Consider the following 17,838-nt stretch of genomic DNA (forward strand, 5'->3'; position numbering starts at 1 on the left):
TGTTCGACCTCGCTCACAACGCACCCATGGTGCCATGCTCGACCGGCAGCCGTGACGCGGCTCACGGGCCGGGGCGTACGCCCGGTCGAAACTTCGGGATGCGCATGCTGACCTTCGTCCCCGCGCCCTCGGCCGTTTCCACCACGAGACCGTAGTCGTTCCCGAAAGCAGCTCGAAGCCGGTCGTCGACGTTGGAAAGGCCGACGTGCGCGGACTCGGTCCGGCCGCCCCGACTGTCGGCCTCCGCGTCGAGGGCACCTGACCGCAGAAGCGCCGGGTCCATGCCCACCCCGTCGTCCTCGACACTGATGACGCAGTCCGTTCCCTCGTCCTCCGCGACGATCGTGATGGTGCCGCCTTTCGGATTCGCGGAGACACCGTGCCGCACCGCGTTCTCGACGAGCGGCTGAAGGGCCAGGAACGGCAGCACCACATTGAGAACCTCGGGCGCAACCTGCAGGGTCACTTGCAGCGCGTTTCCGAATCGGGCCCGTTCGAGGGTGAGGTAGCGATCGATGTTTCGAAGTTCCTCGGCCAACTGGGTGAACTCGCTGGTCGTCCGGAACGAGTATCGGGTGAAGTCGGCAAACTCGAGCACCAACTCGCGAGCCTGTTCCGGGTCCGTGCGCACGAACGAGGCGATGGTGTTCAGTGCGTTGTAGATGAAATGCGGGCTGATCTGTGCGCGCAGTGCGCGCACCTCGGCACGATCGAGGCGGGCCCGCGAAGCGTCCAGATCGGCGAGCTCGATCTGGCTGCACGCATAGCTCGCAACCTCCGTGACCACGCCCAACATTCCCGGCGCAGGGGCATCCGACGACACGACTCCCAATACGCCGACGACGCCCGTGTCCTCGATCAGCAGCGGCTGAACGATGAGCGACAGCGGAGCCGAGTCACGATCACCGTCGTAGGTGACGAGTGTTCGCCTGCCCTCACGAACCGCTCGGACCGCCTCGACGCCGAACGTCTGCGACATCGATTCGTTCGGACCGTTCCACGCCAACACCGTTCCCTCTGCATCGGCGATACCCAGCGCCTTCGCCGCGGTCAACTCGCGCAGGTGCGGCGCGGCCTCGGCTGCCGACGTCGCGTCGAGACCCCTACGCAGGGAACGCGCCGCGGAGGATGCAGTCTGCAGCGTGCTGTGCACGGCCCGCTCGTGCGGGGTGGTGAACTCGCGCCGGGTTCGTAGCCACACCAGCGCGGCCACCGCAGTGGGTACGACGAGCAGAATCAGCAGCAGTACCAGGACCGTACCGGTCACTCCGGAGCGTCCATTCGCGCAATCAGCTTCGGCGGCGCCACGGTGCGAAAAGCATCATCCAGGATGTCGGCGATATCGTCCCAGTACCGGTCCGATCGGTCACCGTCCTGATCGACATCGAGATACACCCCGATCCATCCCCTACCACCGACATACGGCGGGACGAAGAACCTCTCGGGATCACGGGCCACCCAGTCGGACTGAGCCCCGGCCGGAGCCGCCGCCCAGAAAGCCAGCCGATCGTCGTGGTGGTGTTCGGCGTACGTGGCGAACTGTGGCGCCTTCCGTACGAACCACGCGGGTCCGCCGTGACTGACGCGCTCGGTGGCCTCGGGCATGGAAAGACACAGTGTTCGTAGACGTTCGAGCGGTGAGCCGGTCACGAGCCGCCGCCCGCCGGGCACGTGTTGGGCGCGGGCACCCCGTCGAAGCGATCGGCAACCCACTCCACCGCACCCGGGATCGCCCGGGCGTCGGCATGCCCTTCGCCCGTTCTGGCTCGGAAGTCGATCACGTCGCCACCGGCACAAGCCTTCTCGACAGCGCGCTCCGTCCAGGGCGGGAGGATCAGATTGTCGGTCTCCCCGACCACCACGAGCAGCGGACCCGCGGCCGGCTCCTTCGGCAACGCATCGTCCTGCAACCACGACCGCATCTGGAACCCATCCGCCGGACTCCGGGGCGTGGTGTCGTCCGGACGCAACTGTGTTGCCACGTTCCATTTCTCCGTCAACAGTGCACCGACACAGGACATCACGGTGTCCGGATTGTCGATGAGCGCACCGCGCATGTATGCACTCTTGTCCATGTCGGGATGCTGCACCCGCAGGCCCTCGAGGAGGTACGGCAGAAACATCTTCTGCGGCAACGTCAGTTCTTCGTTCTCACCGACGATGCCCGACAGGTCCGCGGCAGGCGAGAGATTCGCAGACCCCACGAACTCCAAGCCGTCGCCGTAGTCGTCGGCGTGCTCCGCGGCCGACCACGATGCCTGCCCACCTTGCGAAATCCCCAACGCGGCCCAACGTGAAGACGTTCCGGGAACGAAGTTTCGAGCGGCCCGAACCGCATCGATCAGGTTGTACGCCGATGTCTCCGGCTCGAGGTACGGGTGATCTCCTGGCGTTCCGAGCCCCTCGTAGTCGGACACCACCACGACGTAACCATGATCGAGGAGTTGACCGACCACTCCTGTCGACCCCAACAAGGTCGGCGATGCCGACGGCGCGCACTCGTCGGTGACGCCCGTGGTGCCGTGCCCGACCGTGACCACCGGACGACCACCGCCGGGAGCCGGCCCTGCAGGCGCAAACACCGTCCCACCCACCTCGGTACCGGAACCTTTGATCCCGGACGTCGACCGGTAGGTGATTCTCGTGGCTACCGCGCCCTTTTCGGTGATCGCACCCGCTATCTCGGGGAACGGCGCGTGATGCACGACTGCGCCGCGCTCGTCACCGGTCGGGGCGGGTGGCAGCGTGGGCTGTGGCACGGACGTTGCCGCAGGCTGTTCCGGCGACGACTCCACGTCGGACGAGCACCCGACAGCGGCCGACACCACGAAACCCACGACGGCCAAAACCGCACCCGCGCGTACCGGAAGATGCCCGGTACGCCACGCACTGTCGGAACCCACCGCTACGTCCTTTCGACTGCCGATCACAGTGGGCCGCGGCGAATACGTTCTTCCGCCGCAGCCTCCTCGATATCGAGGCTTTCCAACACGCTACGCAAAACCTCGTCGTCCAGGTCACCGACGTCACGAGCCGCGATCAGGGCGTCCCGTTGTGCGCCGAGGGCCGCGCGCCTGATTCCGTCCACCTCTCGCACCGCATTGCGGCGGTCTTCGAACGAGGAGCCATCGTCGACCTCGCTGTCCTCGACTTCCTGGGCACGATAGCGGGCCTCCATGGATCTGCGCACGCGTTCGACGAAGGCGCGCAGCTTGGCTGCGTCGAGATCGCCTTCTGCCCCACGGGCCTCCGTATCCCGAAGCCGACGATCCAGGTACTCGGACAGCGCCTTGTCGCCGGCCACCTGAGCGATTCTCCGCGCGGTGGCGAACTCGATCTCCAGCTGCGCCTCGTCGTCCGGGTCGGATATCTTCAGCCGCCGGATCAGGAAGGGCATGGTCGAACCCTGCAGCAGCAACGTCCCCACGGCGACGACGAAGGCCACCACCTGAATGACGTCTCGACCTGCGAAGGGGGCGCCTTCCGCAGTCACGTAGGGCACACCGCCCGCGGCGGCAAGAGTCACGACGCCGCGCATTCCCGCCCAGGAGACGACCGTGCTTTCCTGCCAATTCAGTTGGCTGCGTGGCGTCTTGGCACGCACCACGATCATTCCGGCACGACGACGCGCCCAGTTCAGCATCACCCACACCGGCCGTACTGCGATCACGAGGGCCAGAACGGCCACGGCGTAGACGAAAGCATGCCCCACCGTCCGATCAGGACCGCTGACATCGTCGAGTACGAAACTCAACTGCAGACCCATGTACGCGAAGACGAACATCTCGAGGATCTTCTCGGTGCTCGCCCACACCGCCCGTTCCTGAAGGCGAGTCTCCACCGACACGTCGGTCGCCTTGTGGCCGAGAAGGAACCCGGCGGCTACGACTGCCAGCACTCCCGACGCGTGAATCTGTTCGGCCGCCAGATAGGCGGCGAAGGGCAGCGTGAATCCGAGAACCGTTTCGAGCACCGAATCGTTCAGCCGGGCGCGCATCCAGCGGACCACCACGGCGAGTAGAAGCCCGATTCCGACACCGCCCACCACCTCGTACAGGAAGAACAGGATCGGTGAGTGGATCGTCAGGGTGGTACCCGCGGCTGCGGATACCGCAACGGAGAACAGTGTCAGCGCAGTCGCGTCGTTCACCAGGCCTTCACCGGTGAGAATCGACGTCACCCGGCGAGGAAGCCCCAGCTTCTGACCGATACTCACGGCACTGACTGCGTCGGTGGGCGCGACGACCGCGCCTAGTACGAGAGCCGCGGCGAAGGTGAACTCCGGGATCATCCACTGGACGAGAGCGGCCACCGCGAGCGCCACGACCAGCACCATCAGCACACCGAGCCGGAGGATCGGAACGAGATGGCGTCTGAACGTCGCGACCGAGAATCGGCTGGCCGCCGAGTACAGAAGGGGCGGGAGCACCACTCCGAGAATGATCTCCGGGTGCAGTTCGAGCCGAGGCATTCCCGGGATGAAGGACGCAAGACCACCGATCGCGACCAAGACCAGGGCCGGCTGCAGATTCTTGCGGCTCGCGAGCCCCGAGACGGCCACCGCGGCAATGACCACGAGCAGTATCAGGATGCCGTTCACTGTTCGATTGTGCCCCGCAACGACCGATGTCACACAGGTTCAGCGGAACTGAACCTGTGTGACATCGGTCAGGGTTGAGAAGGGGTGATCAGCCCTGCTGCGGGGGCTGCTCGCCGCCCGGCTGGTCCTGCGGCTTGGTGTAGTTCTTGGCGGCGTCCGCTGCCTTGCCGACCTGGCCCTCGTACTTGCCGCCGGTCTTCTCGTTGACCGTCTGAGCAGCCTTGTCGACGGCGCCGTGCACCTTGTCCGAGTTCTGGGTAGCGGCCTCCTTGCCCTTGCCGACCAGACCCTTCAACGTGTCGATGAAGCTCATCGCAAATCTCCCTCTTCAGTGCGTAGACACAACGTCTCGTGGGGTGGTCACCCCACGCTTGCCCCAGTCTCACATGTTTCGAAAGGTCGGCGCCACCGATCCGATCATCCAGAGCGCATCCACGCCCCTGTTTTCAGTGCACGCCCGGCAGGTCGTCGGACGAGGCGAAGAGGCGCCGGTGTTCACCGTGCAACCTGCCGCTGACCCACCAGGCGATTTCCACCAGCACCACCCCGATCAGTCCGCAGACCAGCGCCGACGTCGTGGCACCCACGTTCGTCGGGTCGAGTTCGAAGAAGTCTCGCGTGAACGGCACCGCGAACAGGACGAGGTAGCCGGTGACGGAGCCACCCAGCAGTAGCAATTTCCACCAGGTGTACGGGCGCGCCACCACGGCCAGAACCCACAGGGCGATCATGATCAGCGTGATCAGAGCCGTCGTTCCGGCCTGCGTCTTCTGCACCGCCGTCTGATCCGGCCCTGCGTACGCCAGCAGATACGACACGAAGGTCATCACACCGACGATCACGCCGGAGGGAATCGCCAAACGCATGACTCGCGGCACGAATCCGGTACGAGCACGTTCGTTGTTGGGCGCCAGCGACAGCACGAACGCAGGGATGCCGATCGTGAACCAGGCGGCGATCGTCACGTGTCGAGGGAGGAACGGATACGGAACCGGCTCGAATCCGAACAGCTGAGACAGCACCCCCGAGAACCCGACGAGAAACGCCAACAGCACCGAATACACAGTCTTGGTGAGGAACAGGTTGGAGACTCGCTCGATGTTGCCGATCACTCTTCGCCCCTCCCCCACGACGTAGGGCAGAGTCGCGAACTTGTCGTCCAGCAGAACGATCTGCGCGACGGCGCGAGTGGCGGGGCTTCCCGACCCCATCGAGACACCGATGTCCGCGTCCTTCAGAGCCAGTACGTCGTTGACACCGTCTCCGGTCATCGCCACGGTATGGCCGCGCGATTGCAGTGCGCCGACCATCGCACGCTTCTGATCCGGACGCACTCGCCCGAACGTGGTGGCGGACTCGACCGTGTCCGCCAACTCCTCACGATCCTCCGGAAGGTTCCTGGCGTCCACGGGGTCGTTGCCGCCGGGCAGTCCGAGCGAGCCCGCCACGGCGCCGACGGACACCGCGTTGTCCCCCGAGATCACCTTCACGGTCACCTTCTGCTCGGCGAAGTATTCGAGAGTGCCACGTGCGTCGGGGCGCACTCGCTGCTCGAGAATCAGCAAGGCCCGAGGTGTCACCACACCCGGAGCCGATCCGGAATCCACCGACACGTCGCACGACGCCAACAGCAGCACACGCAATCCGGTGGCGCCCGCTTCCTCTGCGTGACGTGCCATCTCACTGTTCGGGTCGAGCAGGACGTCCGGTGCGCCGAGCACCCAGTGACCGTGCTCGCCGTAGGACTGGCCGCTCCACTTCTTCGCCGACGAGAAGGGCGCCGTGGCGGTAGCCGACCCCCAGTCGGGTACGTCCGGCAGCGCCTCCTTGACGGCGAGCACACTCGCGTTCGGGCGCGGGTCCGCGGCCGCCATCGCGGCAAGTGCGGATTCGACGTCTGTGCGGTCTTCTTCGCGGCGGCAGCGGATCTCGGCGAGCCGCATTCCGTTCTCCGTGAGAGTGCCCGTCTTGTCCGCACACACCACGTCGACTCGGGCAAGACCTTCGATGGCCGGCAACTCCTGCACCAGACACTGACGTTGGCCCAACCGAATCACCCCGACCGCGAACGCGATCGACGTCATCAGCACCAGGCCCTCCGGCACCATCGGCACGAGCGCAGCCACCATGCCGTTGAGGGCGGGCCGAATGGACTCGCCACTCGAGAACAGCTGGTTGTAGATGATGAGAAGCCCGGCCGGAATCATCAGATAGGTGATGAACTTCAGGATCTTGTCGATGCCGCTACGTAGTTCCGAGTGAACGAGAGTGAACTTGCTGGCCTCCTCCGCGAGCTTCGCCGCGTAGGCCTCGCCACCCACCTTCGTCGCCCGGTAGGCGCCACTCCCCGACGAGACGAAGCTGCCGGACAACACCTGGTCGGCGACGCCCTTGCTCACGGGATCGGCTTCACCGGTGAGGAGGGATTCGTCCACGTCCAGGGCGGCACCCGCCACCACCGTCCCGTCGACGACGATCTGGTCGCCGGCCCCGAGTTCGATGATGTCGTCGAGGACCACCTCGCTCGGAGCGAGCGCGGTCGCGGCGCCGTCGCGGCGGACGGACGGCTTGCTCTGACTGACGATGGCCAGCTTGTCGAGAGTCCTCTTGGCGCGAATCTCCTGAATGATGCCGATGCCGCTGTTCGCGACGATCAACAATCCGAACATGCCGTCGATGACCGAGCCCGTAGCCAACACGATGATCAGCAGCACACCGAGAATCGCATTGATACGTGTGAACACGTTGGCCCGCACGATGTCTCGAACAGACCTGCTCGCGCGATCCGGGACGTCGTTGGTCTGCCCGGCAGCCACCCGCTCGGCCACCTGTGCGGTCGTCAGGCCGGTGTCCACGTCCACCGAGTCGATCTCCGCCTCGTCGACCCGGCTACCGTCAACGCCCACCTCGTCGTACGCCATGAGGAAAAGGCTACGCAAGAATGGCGGTCAGGCCAGCCGAACCCACCACGGTGACGGATGCGCAGGGTTGAGGCCGTCGATTCGCTGCCCGGGCCTCGGAACCGCCACCGTCGTGTCGGCTTCTTCTGCCGCGACCAGCAGTCGCTCGATCGGCTCTGACCACGGATGGAACGCCAGATTGAACGTGGCCCAGTGAATCGGTACGAGAACGCCCAGCGTTCCGTTTCCGAGTTCGAGATCGGCGTGCGTCTGCACCGCTTCCTCGGGATTCATGTGGATGTCCGACCAACGCTCGTCGTACGCGCCGACGGGCAGCAGGGTCATGTCGAACGGGCCGTGACGGCGCCCCAGGTCCGCAAATTTCGGCGTGTATCCACTGTCGCCGCCGAAGAACACCCGCCGAACCGGCCCGGCGAGAACCCACGACGCCCACTGTGTGGTGTTGCGGGACAGCCCGCGGCCGGAGAAATGTCGGGCCTCCGTGCAGGTGAGGGTCAATCCACCGAGCGTGGTCGACTCCTCCCAGTCGAGTTCGACGATCCGGTCCTCGGGGATGCCCCAGCGCCGAAGGTGGGCACCGATACCGAGGGGAACGACGAATGGCGCCTTCTGCGTGCGCTCCAGTCCGTGAACCGTTGCCTTGTCCAGGTGGTCGTAGTGATCATGTGAGATCACGATCGCGTCGACCGGTGGCAAGTCGGCAAGGTCGGTCGGTGTCGGATGCAGGCGCGCGGGCCCGACCACTGCCGAGGGCGACACCCGCCGACTCCACACCGGGTCTGCCAGCACCCGATAGCCGTCGACCTCCACGAGCACGCTCGCGTGTCCGTACCACGTCACAGCGACTTCTGCCGCGATTTCCGGTGCCACCGACGGCACCAGAGGAACCCTGCCCGACGGGCGTCCGGCGGAGCGGCGTGTGAGCGCGTCCCGCAGGAGACCTCCACTCGGGGTCGGCGCGTCCGACGACGGATCGGTGTTGTGGAACTTCTTGTCGCGGTAGCGCGGAGACCCACCCGCGTACGGACTCACCTGGGCCCGGGGCGCGCCGATCTGGCCGGGGATTCCCCACGATGCCCAGGTCAACCAGCCGACGACGCCAGTCACGGCAGCTGCCGTCAGAACACTCTTCAACTTCACAGCTTCACCCTCACCCGGCCTGTATTTGCTTCACGTCGAACGGCACTACTCGTTCACGGTCACTGCAGATCACTGTAGTGAACGGCGGTCACCGACCGCGGAACACCGGTGGCCGCTTCTCCTGGCGCGCCGCGCGCGCCTCCTTGGCATCGTCGCTCTTCCACGCGGCGTGCAGGGCTGCGACCTGCTCCGCGGGAGGTTCGTCCTGCGTGCCGTCGTCGTTGAGCGCCAACTTGAGGTGCTGAAGCGACAGCGGTGCGAGTCCGGCGATGCGCTGGGCCCACTCCTGCGCCGCCGCCAGATCGCCGAGCTTGTTCGCCAGGCCACGCGCGAAGGCTTCCTCGGGGAGCATCTCCTCGGCGCCGAGCAGCATGGTGCGGGCCGGCCCACCGCCGACGAACAGTGCGAGCCGGTGCGCAGTCCAGCGATCCACCGAGATACCGAGCTTGGCTGCGGGAATGGCGAACTTCGCCTCCGGCGCCACGACCCGCAGGTCTGCTGCCAACGCGAGCTGACTTCCGGCGCCGATCGCGGGGCCGTTCACGGCCGCGATGACGGGAACGGGTACCGAGTCGATGGTGTGCAGCATGTCGAGCAGGGTGTCGGTGAATCCGTCCGCGTAGACGTCACCCGACAGATCGGCGCCGGCGCAGAACGCAGAACCCTGGCCGGTCAACACGATCGCCCTGGTGCCGTCGTTCGCCGCGGCAGTGACAGCCTCACGCAAAGCCATGCACATGTCGGTGTTCAGTGCATTCCGTCGGTCGGAACGCTGCAGTTCGAGGGTGCACACGTCACCGTCACGGCTGGTGCCGATCATGTCCGCTCGCCTTCTGGTCGGGTGAAAGATGTTCCCGGGTGGGACATCATGCATGTGGAGGTTATGACACATATGAGTACCGACGTAGACATTGTCGTAATCGGCGCAGGTCAGGCCGGTCTGTCGACCGCCTACCATCTTCGTCGTTTCATGACGGGCCACGAGAACGACTTCGTCGTGCTCGATCACGCTCCCGCGCCGGGTGGCGCTTGGCAGTTTCGCTGGCCCTCACTGACCCTCAGCACCGTCAACCGTGTCCACGATCTCCCCGGCCTGAGCATGGCCGACACGGTAGGAGTCGACGAGTCCGAGGTGCACGCGCCGGGGACAGTGCGTGCCGCGGCGGCGGTTCCGCACTATTACGCCACCTACGAGAAGCAGTTCGACCTGCCGATCCGGCGTCCCGTCCACACCCGAGTCGTCTGCGATCGCGGTGAACGTCTACGTGTCGAAACCGATCACGGCGAGTACATGGCGCGCGGGCTGGTCAACGCCACCGGCACGTGGGAGCGGCCGTTCATCCCCTTCGTTCGAGGGGCGGAGTCGTTCACCGGCCGGCAACTGCACACCAAGGACTACCGCACCGCCCACGAGTTCGAGGGCCTGCACGTACTCGTCGTCGGCGGCGGGATCTCGGCGGTCCAACTCCTCGACGAGATATCGAAAGTCACCCGCACCACCTGGGTGACGCGCCGTGAACCCGTGTTCCAGGACGAGCCGTTCAGTGCGCAACGCGGACACGACGCCGTCGCACTCGTCGAGGACCGCGTGCGGCAAGGACTTCCGCCCGGAAGCGTCGTATCCGTGACCGGACTTGCACTGACGCCGGCGATCCGCGCCGCCCGTGAACGCGGGGCGATGGACCGTCTGCCCATGTTCGAGGGGATCGCCCCGAAGGGCGTTCGCTGGGCCGACGGCTCCACCCTGGACGTCGATGTGATCCTGTGGTGCACCGGTTTCCGTAGCTCACTGGACCATCTCGCGCCGCTACGCCTACGCGGTCCCGGCGGCGGCATCACGATGACCGGGCGGCTCGCCACCCAGGTGGCCTCCGACCCACGGATCCACCTCGTGGGTTACGGCCCCTCCGCGTCGACCATCGGGGCCAATCGCGCGGGCCGCGCCGCAGCGCACGAACTACTCGACCACCTCGGGATCGACCGGCGGACTACCTCTGGAACAGACCCTCGATGAACGCCACCTGGTCGGCCTCCGAGTCGTAGAGACTCGGGACGTGCCGGCCCGGGTACATCCGGAAATCCGGAGTCGAACCTGCCGCCCGCATATCCTCGACCAGCTTGATCGTCATCGGGAACGGAACAACCTGATCGGCGACGCCCTGTGCGATGAAGAGTGGCCGATCGAAGCCGGACACCGGAACGGCGAGATACTCGCGGGCCGCCGCCAGCAGTTCCGGGTTGTCGAGGGATCGGGACAGCATCTGCGCGACGGACACTCCGAAGGTGCGCTTCTTGAACTCGGCGTACGGAATCTCCGGGGCGGCGTCCACCAGTGAGCGCCCCAGCGGAGTCAGATAGCTGTCGATGTCGAGTTCGGGGTAGACGTCTCGCATCCCGGCGATCACGAAGGTCATGAAATTGGTGAGACCGGAGAGCCCCGGCGGCGGAAAGAACGGGCCCGCGAACGGTGCCACGGTTTCGATGTTGGACGGGACGCCGGTCGCCGCTGCTCCGAGAAAGTCGAGTTCGGGCGCATATTCGGTAGCCATGTTCGCGGTGAACACCGCTGCCTGCCCGCCCTGGGACAAACCGACGACAGCCCATCGAGAGGACAGCGTCGGTTCGACCTCGCGAGCAGCACGAACGGAGTCGATCACGGCGTGAGCTGCCGTTCGTCCGTCCAGATAGGGCGGCACGCCCGGGGTTCCGAGGCCCACGTAATCGGTCGCGGCGACCGCGAAGCCACGCCCGAGCCAGTTGGCCACATACTGCCGAGTGCGCAGGTCTTCGCCCATCACCGAAGGTGCGTCGAAGTCCGAATCGCCCACCGTGCCGTGGGCCCAGGCAATCACGGGCCAGCCACCTTCCGGGGGCTGTCCCGAAGGGACGTACACCGCACCCGTGGACGGTGTGGTCCCGCGCCGATCCGTGGTCAGGTAGGTGATGCGGCGAGCTTCACCGGTACCGTCCAACCACAACTCGCGTGGCAACTCCGAGACTTCGACGACCGAACCGACGGATTGGATGGAATTCGGGGTGGCGACGGCCGGCGATCCCGAGACGAGCACCCCCGCGGATATCACCGCCGCCACGATCGCACTGAGACGTCGCATGGATTCAACAGTAGCCGCGCGGCACCACGGACGTAATCTGTATCGACCGGAACAGCGGGGAGGAAACAATGCGCGACGAATCGACGATTCTCGCTCCAGGAACCACGTGTTGGCGGACGGAACCGTCCGACCGACTCGCAGTGGTGGTAGATGCCGACGACTACTTTCGTCATGCGAAGGCCGCCATGCTGCGCGCTCGCCGGCGGATCATGCTGATCGGCTGGGATTTCGATACGCGTATCTCCCTCGAGCCGCGTGGCAAGACCATGGAAGGCCCCGATCGACTGGGCAAGTTCCTGGAATGGCTGACCAAGACCAGGCCGGACCTCGAGATCTACCTCTTGAAGTGGAACGTCGGCGCGTTCACAGCCGTCGGCCGCGGCATGACGCCCGTGTTCGTCTCGAACTGGATCACCAACGATCGGCTGCACTTCCAGCTGGACGGCGCGCACCCGGTCGGCGCAGCCCACCATCAGAAGATCGTGGTGATCGACGACGCGCTGGCCTTCTGCGGCGGGATCGACATGACGGTCGACCGGTGGGACACACCCGATCACGCAGACGACAACACGCACCGCACGGAGCCGGGTGGTGAGAAGTACAGCCCGTGGCACGACGTCACCACGGCGGTCGACGGCAGGGCCGCTGCGGCTGTGGGTGAACTTGCCCGGTATCGATGGCGCGTTGCGACCGGACGCGACCTGGAACCGATCCCCGAACAGGTCGGACCGGATCTGTGGCCGGTGAATCTGGTGCCCACGCTGTCCGGGGTGGATGTCGGTATCGCCCGGACGATTCCGGAATACGAAGACCGCGACGGCGTGTACGAGATCGAGTCTCTGTATCTCGCCGCCATCGCGTCGGCCCGACGGACGTTGTACATCGAGAGCCAATACCTCGCGTCGCGAAAACTGGCGGAGACGATGGCAGCACGGCTACGCGAGCCGGCGCCGCCCGAGATCGTGCTGGTGATTCCTCGAAATGCCGACGGCTGGCTCGAACAGATGGCGATGGACGGCGCTCGCCGCAAGCTGTTGCACCTCCTGTGGAAGGCGGACGTTCACCACCGACTGGGGGTCTACTATCCCGTCACAGCCGGTGGTGAACCCATCTATGTGCACGCCAAGGTGATGGTCGTCGACGACCGCCTGCTGCGCGTCGGGTCCTCCAACCTGAACAACAGGTCCATGGGTTTCGACACCGAATGCGACCTCGCAGTGGAAGTCACCTCGACCACGCCGAACGCAGACCAGGTGGGCGAACGCATCGTCGGCGTGCGCAACGGTCTCGTCTCCGAGCATTTGGCCGCCCACCAGGAAGAATTCGAATCCGTTCTTGCAGAATCCGATTCACTGCTGTCGACGATCGAACGACTACGCGGAACCGGCAAGACACTCGAACCGTTCGAGCCGGGCACCGTCGAGGACGAGGACAGTCCACTCGCCGAGAACGAACTGATGGATCCGGAGCGCACTCCGCCCACATTCGTCGAGCGTCTGCCCTTCTTCGATCGCCTGCGCTCCAGCGGACTCGGCAGTCTCTGGCCGTTCCGCTAGCCGAAAGATCAGGGTCAGCCGAAGGTGTCCGGGTCACCACCGATTCGGCCGGCGATGTCACTGTCGTCGAGCGCGCCGATCGCGTTGATCTGGTCCGGTTCGAGCTCGAAGTCGAAGACGTCGAAGTTCGAGGCGATCCGTTCCGGCGTCACCGATTTCGGGATGACCACATTTCCGATCTGCAGGTGCCACCTGATGATCACCTGCGCCGGGGTCTTGCCGACAGCCTTGGCGATATCGCCGATGACCTCGTTGCCCAGTGACGAGCCCTGGCCGAGCGGCGCCCACGCCTCGGTCGCGATGCCCTGGCCGATGTGGAACGCACGCAGATCCGACTGGCTGAAGCCGGGGTGCAACTCGACCTGATTCACGGCCGGTACCTCGCCGGTCTCGTCGATGAGCGTCTCGAGATTGGCCTGCGTGAAATTGGAGACGCCGATCGAGCGGGCCTTCCCGTCCTTCTTGATCTGCTGAAACGCCTTGAAGGTGTCGACGAAAAGCCCCTTGCCGGCGACGGGCCAGTGGATCAGGTACAGATCGACGTAGTCGAGGCCGAGCCGCACGAGGCTCGCATCGAACGCATTCAACGTGGAGTCGTAGCCCTGATCGTCGTTCCAGAGCTTCGTGGTGACGAACAGTTCGTCCCGCGGAATGCCGGAGTCGGCGATCGCGCGACCGACACCGGCCTCGTTCTCGTACACCTTCGCGGTGTCGATGCTCCGGTAGCCGGCCTTCAGCGCCTGCGTGACAGCGTCGTAGGTGTCCTCGTCGGGAACCTGGAAGACGCCGAAACCCAGCGCGGGAATCGAGTTGCCGTCGTTGAGAGTAATGGTCGGAACTGTGCTTGTAGCGCTGTTGAACGTCATATTCGGCCACAACAGCCCGAGCGGAGGCACTGTTCCTGCCGTCTCACACTCTGAAACCGCCGGTTCGTCACGTGGAATCGTTGTGTCGTGGACGAACTGCCGGGTATCCAATCGTAGAACCGCGGGAAGGGGCGAGAAGTGGGGCTCGGATACGAACTTGCATACCGTCTTCGCATAACGCCCTGGGAGGAAGCCGGTCAGGTCTTCGGTGGTCAGATAGAACGCCTGCTCGGGCCCGGCGTCGCCCCGCCGGGCAAGGCCCTCGACGTCGGCTGTGGCTCGGGGGATCACGCCATCGAGCTGGCGCTACGCGGATGGGACGTCACCGGCATCGACATGGTGCAGTTGGCCCTCGACCGAGCACGCAGAAAAGCGCGCGACGCAGGGGTGGACATTCGGTTCGTGCACTCCGACGCCACCGACCTGCATCACACCGTCGGCCACGGATTCGAACTCGTTCTGGACGTCGGGTGCTTTCACGGACTCGGAGACGACGCACGAATCGCGTATTCGGAGGGTATGTCCGAAGTCACGACACGAGGAGCGACCTTGTTGATGTTCGCTTTCGGGCACGGACACCGCGGGCCACTGCCCCGCGGCGTCCGCAAGAGAGATATCGACCGTGCCTTTCCCGACTGGGATCTGGTCGCCGACCTCGATGCGGACACCGCGGGAATGCCGGGACCACTACGGAGTGTGGACCCGCGCTGGTTCCGTCTGGTCCGCCGGTGATCGTGGTGCAGGCGCCTTCGCTCCGAACCACGTGACCTTGCGCCACGCCGCTTCCAGAGGGCCCTGGCCGTATGCACCGAGCCACACCCTGCTCACGACCACCTGCGCCGCGAGAATCGCGATGCACAGAAGCACCATGCGCACCCATGAGCCGGTGTCGCCGGACGAGAGCCCCAGCATCTCGAACACCGACCCGCCCGGCACGGGCAGTTCCCGAACGGCAATCAGCAGGACGGTGGCGCTCACGTAGTTGGTCAGTGCGGCCCGGCCGAGTGGCGAGAAGATCGCGGTCAGGGCGTCAGCCAACGGCGTGTGCAGGAGAAGACCGACTGCACCGACGTAGAACATCGCTTGCGCAGCCCCCGCCAGTGCCGAAACAGTGTCGAATCCGGCCTGCGCAGCCTTCTCCGTTTGCAGCACCATGAGTGGCACGGCAATCGCAGCGGAGACGGTGGTCATCGTTCCCAAGGTCCACGGTGACGCGGCCAACCTGCGTGGGACGTCCGCTTCTGCCAGTCCGAACCCGAACAAGAACAGACCGGGGATCAGCGCGAGCCCACCACCGACGAACAATCCGGCACCCACCATCACCGCACCGCACGCGATGGTGACCCTGTTCCACACGACGCTGTCGCGAATCCAGGTGGCGGGGAGCAGAACGACGAGCGCGGCGATTGCGTACGGCAGCAATGCTTCTCCGGGCTGCAGCAGTTGGTGCAGAGCACCCAGAGCACCCAACGAGAGGACACGGCGAAGCATCACCATTCGGGGTTTCGCTGCGCGAGCGCGTGCCGAATGCCACAGGAGACCGAAACCGATCCCGAAGAGCAACGAGAAGATCGGAAAGAATCGCTGCTGAACCAGCAGATCCAGGCCGAACCTGACCGGGTTGGGTTCGCCGCCGTCGAAGGCGCCCGTCATCCGCAGGATCGCCGGCGCATTCACGAACAGAATGCCGGACAGCGCTACGCCCCGGACCACGTCGAGTGCGGTGATACGGCCTTGCGCCGCAGTGAATCTACTCATACTCCGAAGGTTAGAAGCGACCGAGTGGGCGGAGCACCCACCGCACGGCCGATCTCACACCGAACGCCTCGGCCATTCGGCCGATATCGGCCGAATCAGTCCATCAAACCCGACTGCCAGGCTCGCGCAGCGATCTCCACCCTGTTCCGCACCGAGAGCCGGTGCTGAATGCTCGCCAGGTGTGACTTCACGGTACCCAACGAGATGAACAACTCCTCGCCGATTTCCGTGTTCGTCCGACCCTCGGCGACGAGCCGTGTCACTTCGCGCTCACGGTCGGTCAGTTCGGTGATGCCGGGAACGGCCGTCTCGCGATTCGCTGCTCTGCGCGTCCGTTCGAGGAGCGAGACGGTCAACTTCGGACTGATCAACGCATCGCCCGAGGCCGCTGCCCGCACCGCCGCGATGAGGAGGTCCGGTCCCGAGTCCTTGAGGATGAATCCGGACGCACCGTTGGCCAGCGCGGTGTCCACGTACTCGTCGTGATCGAAAGTGGTGACGATGACCACCCTCGTCTCGTGTGCGACCGCCTTGGCTACCGAGAGGCCGTCGAGTCTCGGCATCCGAATGTCGAGCAGCGCCACATCCGGACGCAACCGCCGCACCGCATCCACTGCCTCCACTCCGTCCGAGCATTGACCGACGACGTCGATGCCGTCGGTACCGCCCAGGATCATCGCGAAGCCCATCCGGACCATTTCCTGATCGTCCGCCAACACGACTCGGATCGTCATGACCTGCTTCCCCCCTCTTTCGGCAGGGTCGCGACAACGGTCCATCGACCGTCGGCGCCTCTACCTGCCATCACAGTGCCGCCCACAAGATGCGCACGCTCCTCGATGCCCAGCAGACCGTGTCCCCCACCCGAACCGACACCGACTCCGCCCGTCCCGTCGTCACTCACTCGTAGAATCACGTTGCCACCGGTGTCCTCGACCGACACCTCGACGATCCGGGCGTCGTGGCCGTGCCTGCGCACGTTGGTCAGCGCCTCACCGAGAATGCGATGCGCGACGATCGCGGTGTGCGGTGGCAACGACATATCGTCGATCTCCACCCACATCTTCGCAGGGAGCGTCTTTCCGAACTCGTCCACGAGAACACGCAGTGATGCAACGTCACTTCCCTGCGGAGACAACGGTTCCGGGGTCTCCCGGGCGTCGGGTGAACGCAGCGCCGTCACCATCGACCTGATCTCGTCCAACGCGCGCAACCCGGATGCCTCGATACGGCCGAGTGCGTCCCGGATGGTCGGTTCCTTCGTTCCGCGTGAAGCCGCCTGAGCCAGCACGACGATTCCCGTCACCTCGTGAGCGATCACGTCGTGAAGTTCCCTTGCCATGTTGCCGCGTTCGCGAGCCGCGACGGCCCTCCGCTCCTCGAGCACGCGAAGCGCCTGCACCCGAATCAAGAATCCGATCCCGAGCGCGGTGACCGTCGCCGTGGCCGACGCGAGCACGAAGACGACCGCGTCCAGGCTTCCGATCGTTGCGGGCACTGCGACGGCGGCGACCGCAACGACAGCCGTCAGCACGTAGCTCTGCGGTCCGGTGGATCGGGCAGCGCAGACGCCGGCCAGAACGATCAACGCCCAGCATTCCGCCAAAGAGAAACTGCCGATTCCCGACGACACCACCAGGGCGCTCGCCGCGACACACGACCCCACCGCCACCAGAACATCGGTGTTCGGTCCCCGCCGAGACACACGGTGTGCGACCCACATCGTCACCAGGGAAGCAGCACAGGTAGCCGCCAACACGTCGAATCGCCCCATCGACAGCGCATCGACGAGCAACGACAGCACCCATGGCACGACAGCCGCACCGGTCACCAGACGCCTCACACCTGACAGGGTAAAGGCGAGTTCGCGAACGAGGGGATAAT

At 65.4% G+C, this 17,838-nt stretch carries 16 protein-coding genes; 3 read left to right on the plus strand and 13 right to left on the minus strand.

Annotated elements, in window-relative coordinates:
- Window positions 1-61 precede the first annotated feature (61 nt).
- From ACZI8R_RS13635 to ACZI8R_RS13670, 8 genes are all read right to left on the minus strand, one after another.
- Window positions 62-1,267, minus strand: a complete 1,206-nt coding sequence (locus ACZI8R_RS13635) for a sensor histidine kinase (RefSeq protein ID WP_463380162.1) — start codon at window positions 1,265-1,267, stop codon at window positions 62-64.
- A complete protein-coding gene (locus ACZI8R_RS13640; protein WP_463380163.1) occupies window positions 1,264-1,605 on the minus strand; it encodes an MmcQ/YjbR family DNA-binding protein in 342 nt (113 codons plus the stop codon). The genes ACZI8R_RS13635 and ACZI8R_RS13640 overlap by 4 nt, the downstream gene beginning before the upstream one ends.
- A gap of 41 nt (window positions 1,606-1,646) precedes the next feature.
- Window positions 1,647-2,903, minus strand: a complete 1,257-nt coding sequence (locus tag ACZI8R_RS13645) for a lipase family protein (RefSeq protein ID WP_463380164.1) — start codon at window positions 2,901-2,903, stop codon at window positions 1,647-1,649.
- 23 nt (window positions 2,904-2,926) lie between these two features.
- Window positions 2,927-4,600: a Na+/H+ antiporter gene (locus ACZI8R_RS13650; protein WP_463380165.1), complete on the minus strand. Its 1,674-nt coding sequence runs from the start codon at window positions 4,598-4,600 to the stop codon at window positions 2,927-2,929.
- An 88-nt stretch (window positions 4,601-4,688) separates the two neighbouring features.
- A complete protein-coding gene (locus ACZI8R_RS13655) occupies window positions 4,689-4,913 on the minus strand; it encodes an antitoxin (RefSeq protein WP_463380166.1) in 225 nt (74 codons plus the stop codon).
- 133 nt (window positions 4,914-5,046) lie between these two features.
- Window positions 5,047-7,521 carry an HAD-IC family P-type ATPase gene (locus ACZI8R_RS13660; RefSeq protein ID WP_463380167.1) on the minus strand — a complete coding sequence of 825 codons (2,475 nt, stop codon included), beginning with the start codon at window positions 7,519-7,521 and terminating at the stop codon, window positions 5,047-5,049.
- Between the two features lie 27 nt (window positions 7,522-7,548).
- Window positions 7,549-8,661 (minus strand): MBL fold metallo-hydrolase, encoded by a 1,113-nt coding sequence (locus ACZI8R_RS13665; RefSeq protein ID WP_463380168.1) that lies wholly within the window; start codon window positions 8,659-8,661, stop codon window positions 7,549-7,551.
- A gap of 88 nt (window positions 8,662-8,749) precedes the next feature.
- Window positions 8,750-9,481, minus strand: coding sequence for an enoyl-CoA hydratase (locus ACZI8R_RS13670; RefSeq protein ID WP_463380169.1), 732 nt, complete (start codon window positions 9,479-9,481; stop codon window positions 8,750-8,752).
- A 72-nt stretch (window positions 9,482-9,553) separates the two neighbouring features.
- Here ACZI8R_RS13670 and ACZI8R_RS13675 point away from each other — a divergent pair, with 72 nt between their 5' ends.
- Window positions 9,554-10,675 (plus strand): NAD(P)-binding domain-containing protein, encoded by a 1,122-nt coding sequence (locus ACZI8R_RS13675; protein WP_463380171.1) that lies wholly within the window; start codon window positions 9,554-9,556, stop codon window positions 10,673-10,675.
- Here ACZI8R_RS13675 and ACZI8R_RS13680 read toward each other — a convergent pair.
- Window positions 10,650-11,774 carry a lipase family protein gene (locus tag ACZI8R_RS13680; protein WP_463380172.1) on the minus strand — a complete coding sequence of 375 codons (1,125 nt, stop codon included), beginning with the start codon at window positions 11,772-11,774 and terminating at the stop codon, window positions 10,650-10,652. The genes ACZI8R_RS13675 and ACZI8R_RS13680 overlap by 26 nt on opposite strands.
- 68 nt (window positions 11,775-11,842) lie before the next feature.
- On the opposite strand from ACZI8R_RS13680, the gene ACZI8R_RS13685 reads away from it, so the two are divergent.
- The gene (locus tag ACZI8R_RS13685) at window positions 11,843-13,330 is read left to right on the plus strand and encodes a phospholipase D-like domain-containing protein (RefSeq protein ID WP_463380173.1); all 1,488 of its coding nucleotides are present in this window, start codon (window positions 11,843-11,845) and stop codon (window positions 13,328-13,330) included.
- A 14-nt stretch (window positions 13,331-13,344) separates the two neighbouring features.
- Here the strand turns inward: ACZI8R_RS13685 and ACZI8R_RS13690 are convergent, their stop codons facing one another.
- Window positions 13,345-14,196, minus strand: coding sequence for an aldo/keto reductase (locus ACZI8R_RS13690; protein ID WP_463380174.1), 852 nt, complete (start codon window positions 14,194-14,196; stop codon window positions 13,345-13,347).
- Window positions 14,197-14,334: 138 nt separating this feature from the next.
- Here ACZI8R_RS13690 and ACZI8R_RS13695 point away from each other — a divergent pair, with 138 nt between their 5' ends.
- Window positions 14,335-14,928: a class I SAM-dependent methyltransferase gene (locus ACZI8R_RS13695; protein WP_463380175.1), complete on the plus strand. Its 594-nt coding sequence runs from the start codon at window positions 14,335-14,337 to the stop codon at window positions 14,926-14,928.
- Here the strand turns inward: ACZI8R_RS13695 and ACZI8R_RS13700 are convergent.
- The 3 genes from ACZI8R_RS13700 to ACZI8R_RS13710 all read right to left on the minus strand — a co-directional run bounded on the left by ACZI8R_RS13700 (window position 14,884) and on the right by ACZI8R_RS13710 (window position 17,797).
- Window positions 14,884-15,954 carry a DUF418 domain-containing protein gene (locus ACZI8R_RS13700; protein WP_463380176.1) on the minus strand — a complete coding sequence of 357 codons (1,071 nt, stop codon included), beginning with the start codon at window positions 15,952-15,954 and terminating at the stop codon, window positions 14,884-14,886. The two genes, ACZI8R_RS13695 and ACZI8R_RS13700, sit on opposite strands and share 45 nt — an antisense overlap.
- Before the next feature lie 95 nt (window positions 15,955-16,049).
- Window positions 16,050-16,688: a response regulator gene (locus ACZI8R_RS13705; protein ID WP_463380177.1), complete on the minus strand. Its 639-nt coding sequence runs from the start codon at window positions 16,686-16,688 to the stop codon at window positions 16,050-16,052.
- Window positions 16,685-17,797, minus strand: a complete 1,113-nt coding sequence (locus ACZI8R_RS13710) for a sensor histidine kinase (protein ID WP_463380178.1) — start codon at window positions 17,795-17,797, stop codon at window positions 16,685-16,687. The genes ACZI8R_RS13705 and ACZI8R_RS13710 overlap by 4 nt, the downstream gene beginning before the upstream one ends.
- Window positions 17,798-17,838: the final 41 nt, after the last annotated feature.

The organism is Rhodococcus huquni (genome assembly GCF_055231055.1).

Excerpts from the sequence above, each read along its gene's own strand:
- ACZI8R_RS13705 (WP_463380177.1), bottom strand. The coding sequence starts at position 16,688 with ATGACGATCCGAGTCGTGTTGGCGGACGATCAGGAAATGGTCCGGATG.
- ACZI8R_RS13700 (WP_463380176.1), bottom strand. The coding sequence starts at position 15,954 with ATGAGTAGATTCACTGCGGCGCAAGGCCGTATCACCGCACTCGACGTG.
- ACZI8R_RS13660 (WP_463380167.1), bottom strand. The coding sequence starts at position 7,521 with ATGGCGTACGACGAGGTGGGCGTTGACGGTAGCCGGGTCGACGAGGCG.
- ACZI8R_RS13690 (WP_463380174.1), bottom strand. The coding sequence starts at position 14,196 with ATGACGTTCAACAGCGCTACAAGCACAGTTCCGACCATTACTCTCAAC.
- ACZI8R_RS13680 (WP_463380172.1), bottom strand. The coding sequence starts at position 11,774 with ATGCGACGTCTCAGTGCGATCGTGGCGGCGGTGATATCCGCGGGGGTG.
- ACZI8R_RS13670 (WP_463380169.1), bottom strand. The coding sequence starts at position 9,481 with ATGATCGGCACCAGCCGTGACGGTGACGTGTGCACCCTCGAACTGCAG.
- ACZI8R_RS13655 (WP_463380166.1), bottom strand. The coding sequence starts at position 4,913 with ATGAGCTTCATCGACACGTTGAAGGGTCTGGTCGGCAAGGGCAAGGAG.
- ACZI8R_RS13685 (WP_463380173.1), top strand. The coding sequence starts at position 11,843 with ATGCGCGACGAATCGACGATTCTCGCTCCAGGAACCACGTGTTGGCGG.
- ACZI8R_RS13675 (WP_463380171.1), top strand. The coding sequence starts at position 9,554 with ATGAGTACCGACGTAGACATTGTCGTAATCGGCGCAGGTCAGGCCGGT.
- ACZI8R_RS13640 (WP_463380163.1), bottom strand. The coding sequence starts at position 1,605 with ATGCCCGAGGCCACCGAGCGCGTCAGTCACGGCGGACCCGCGTGGTTC.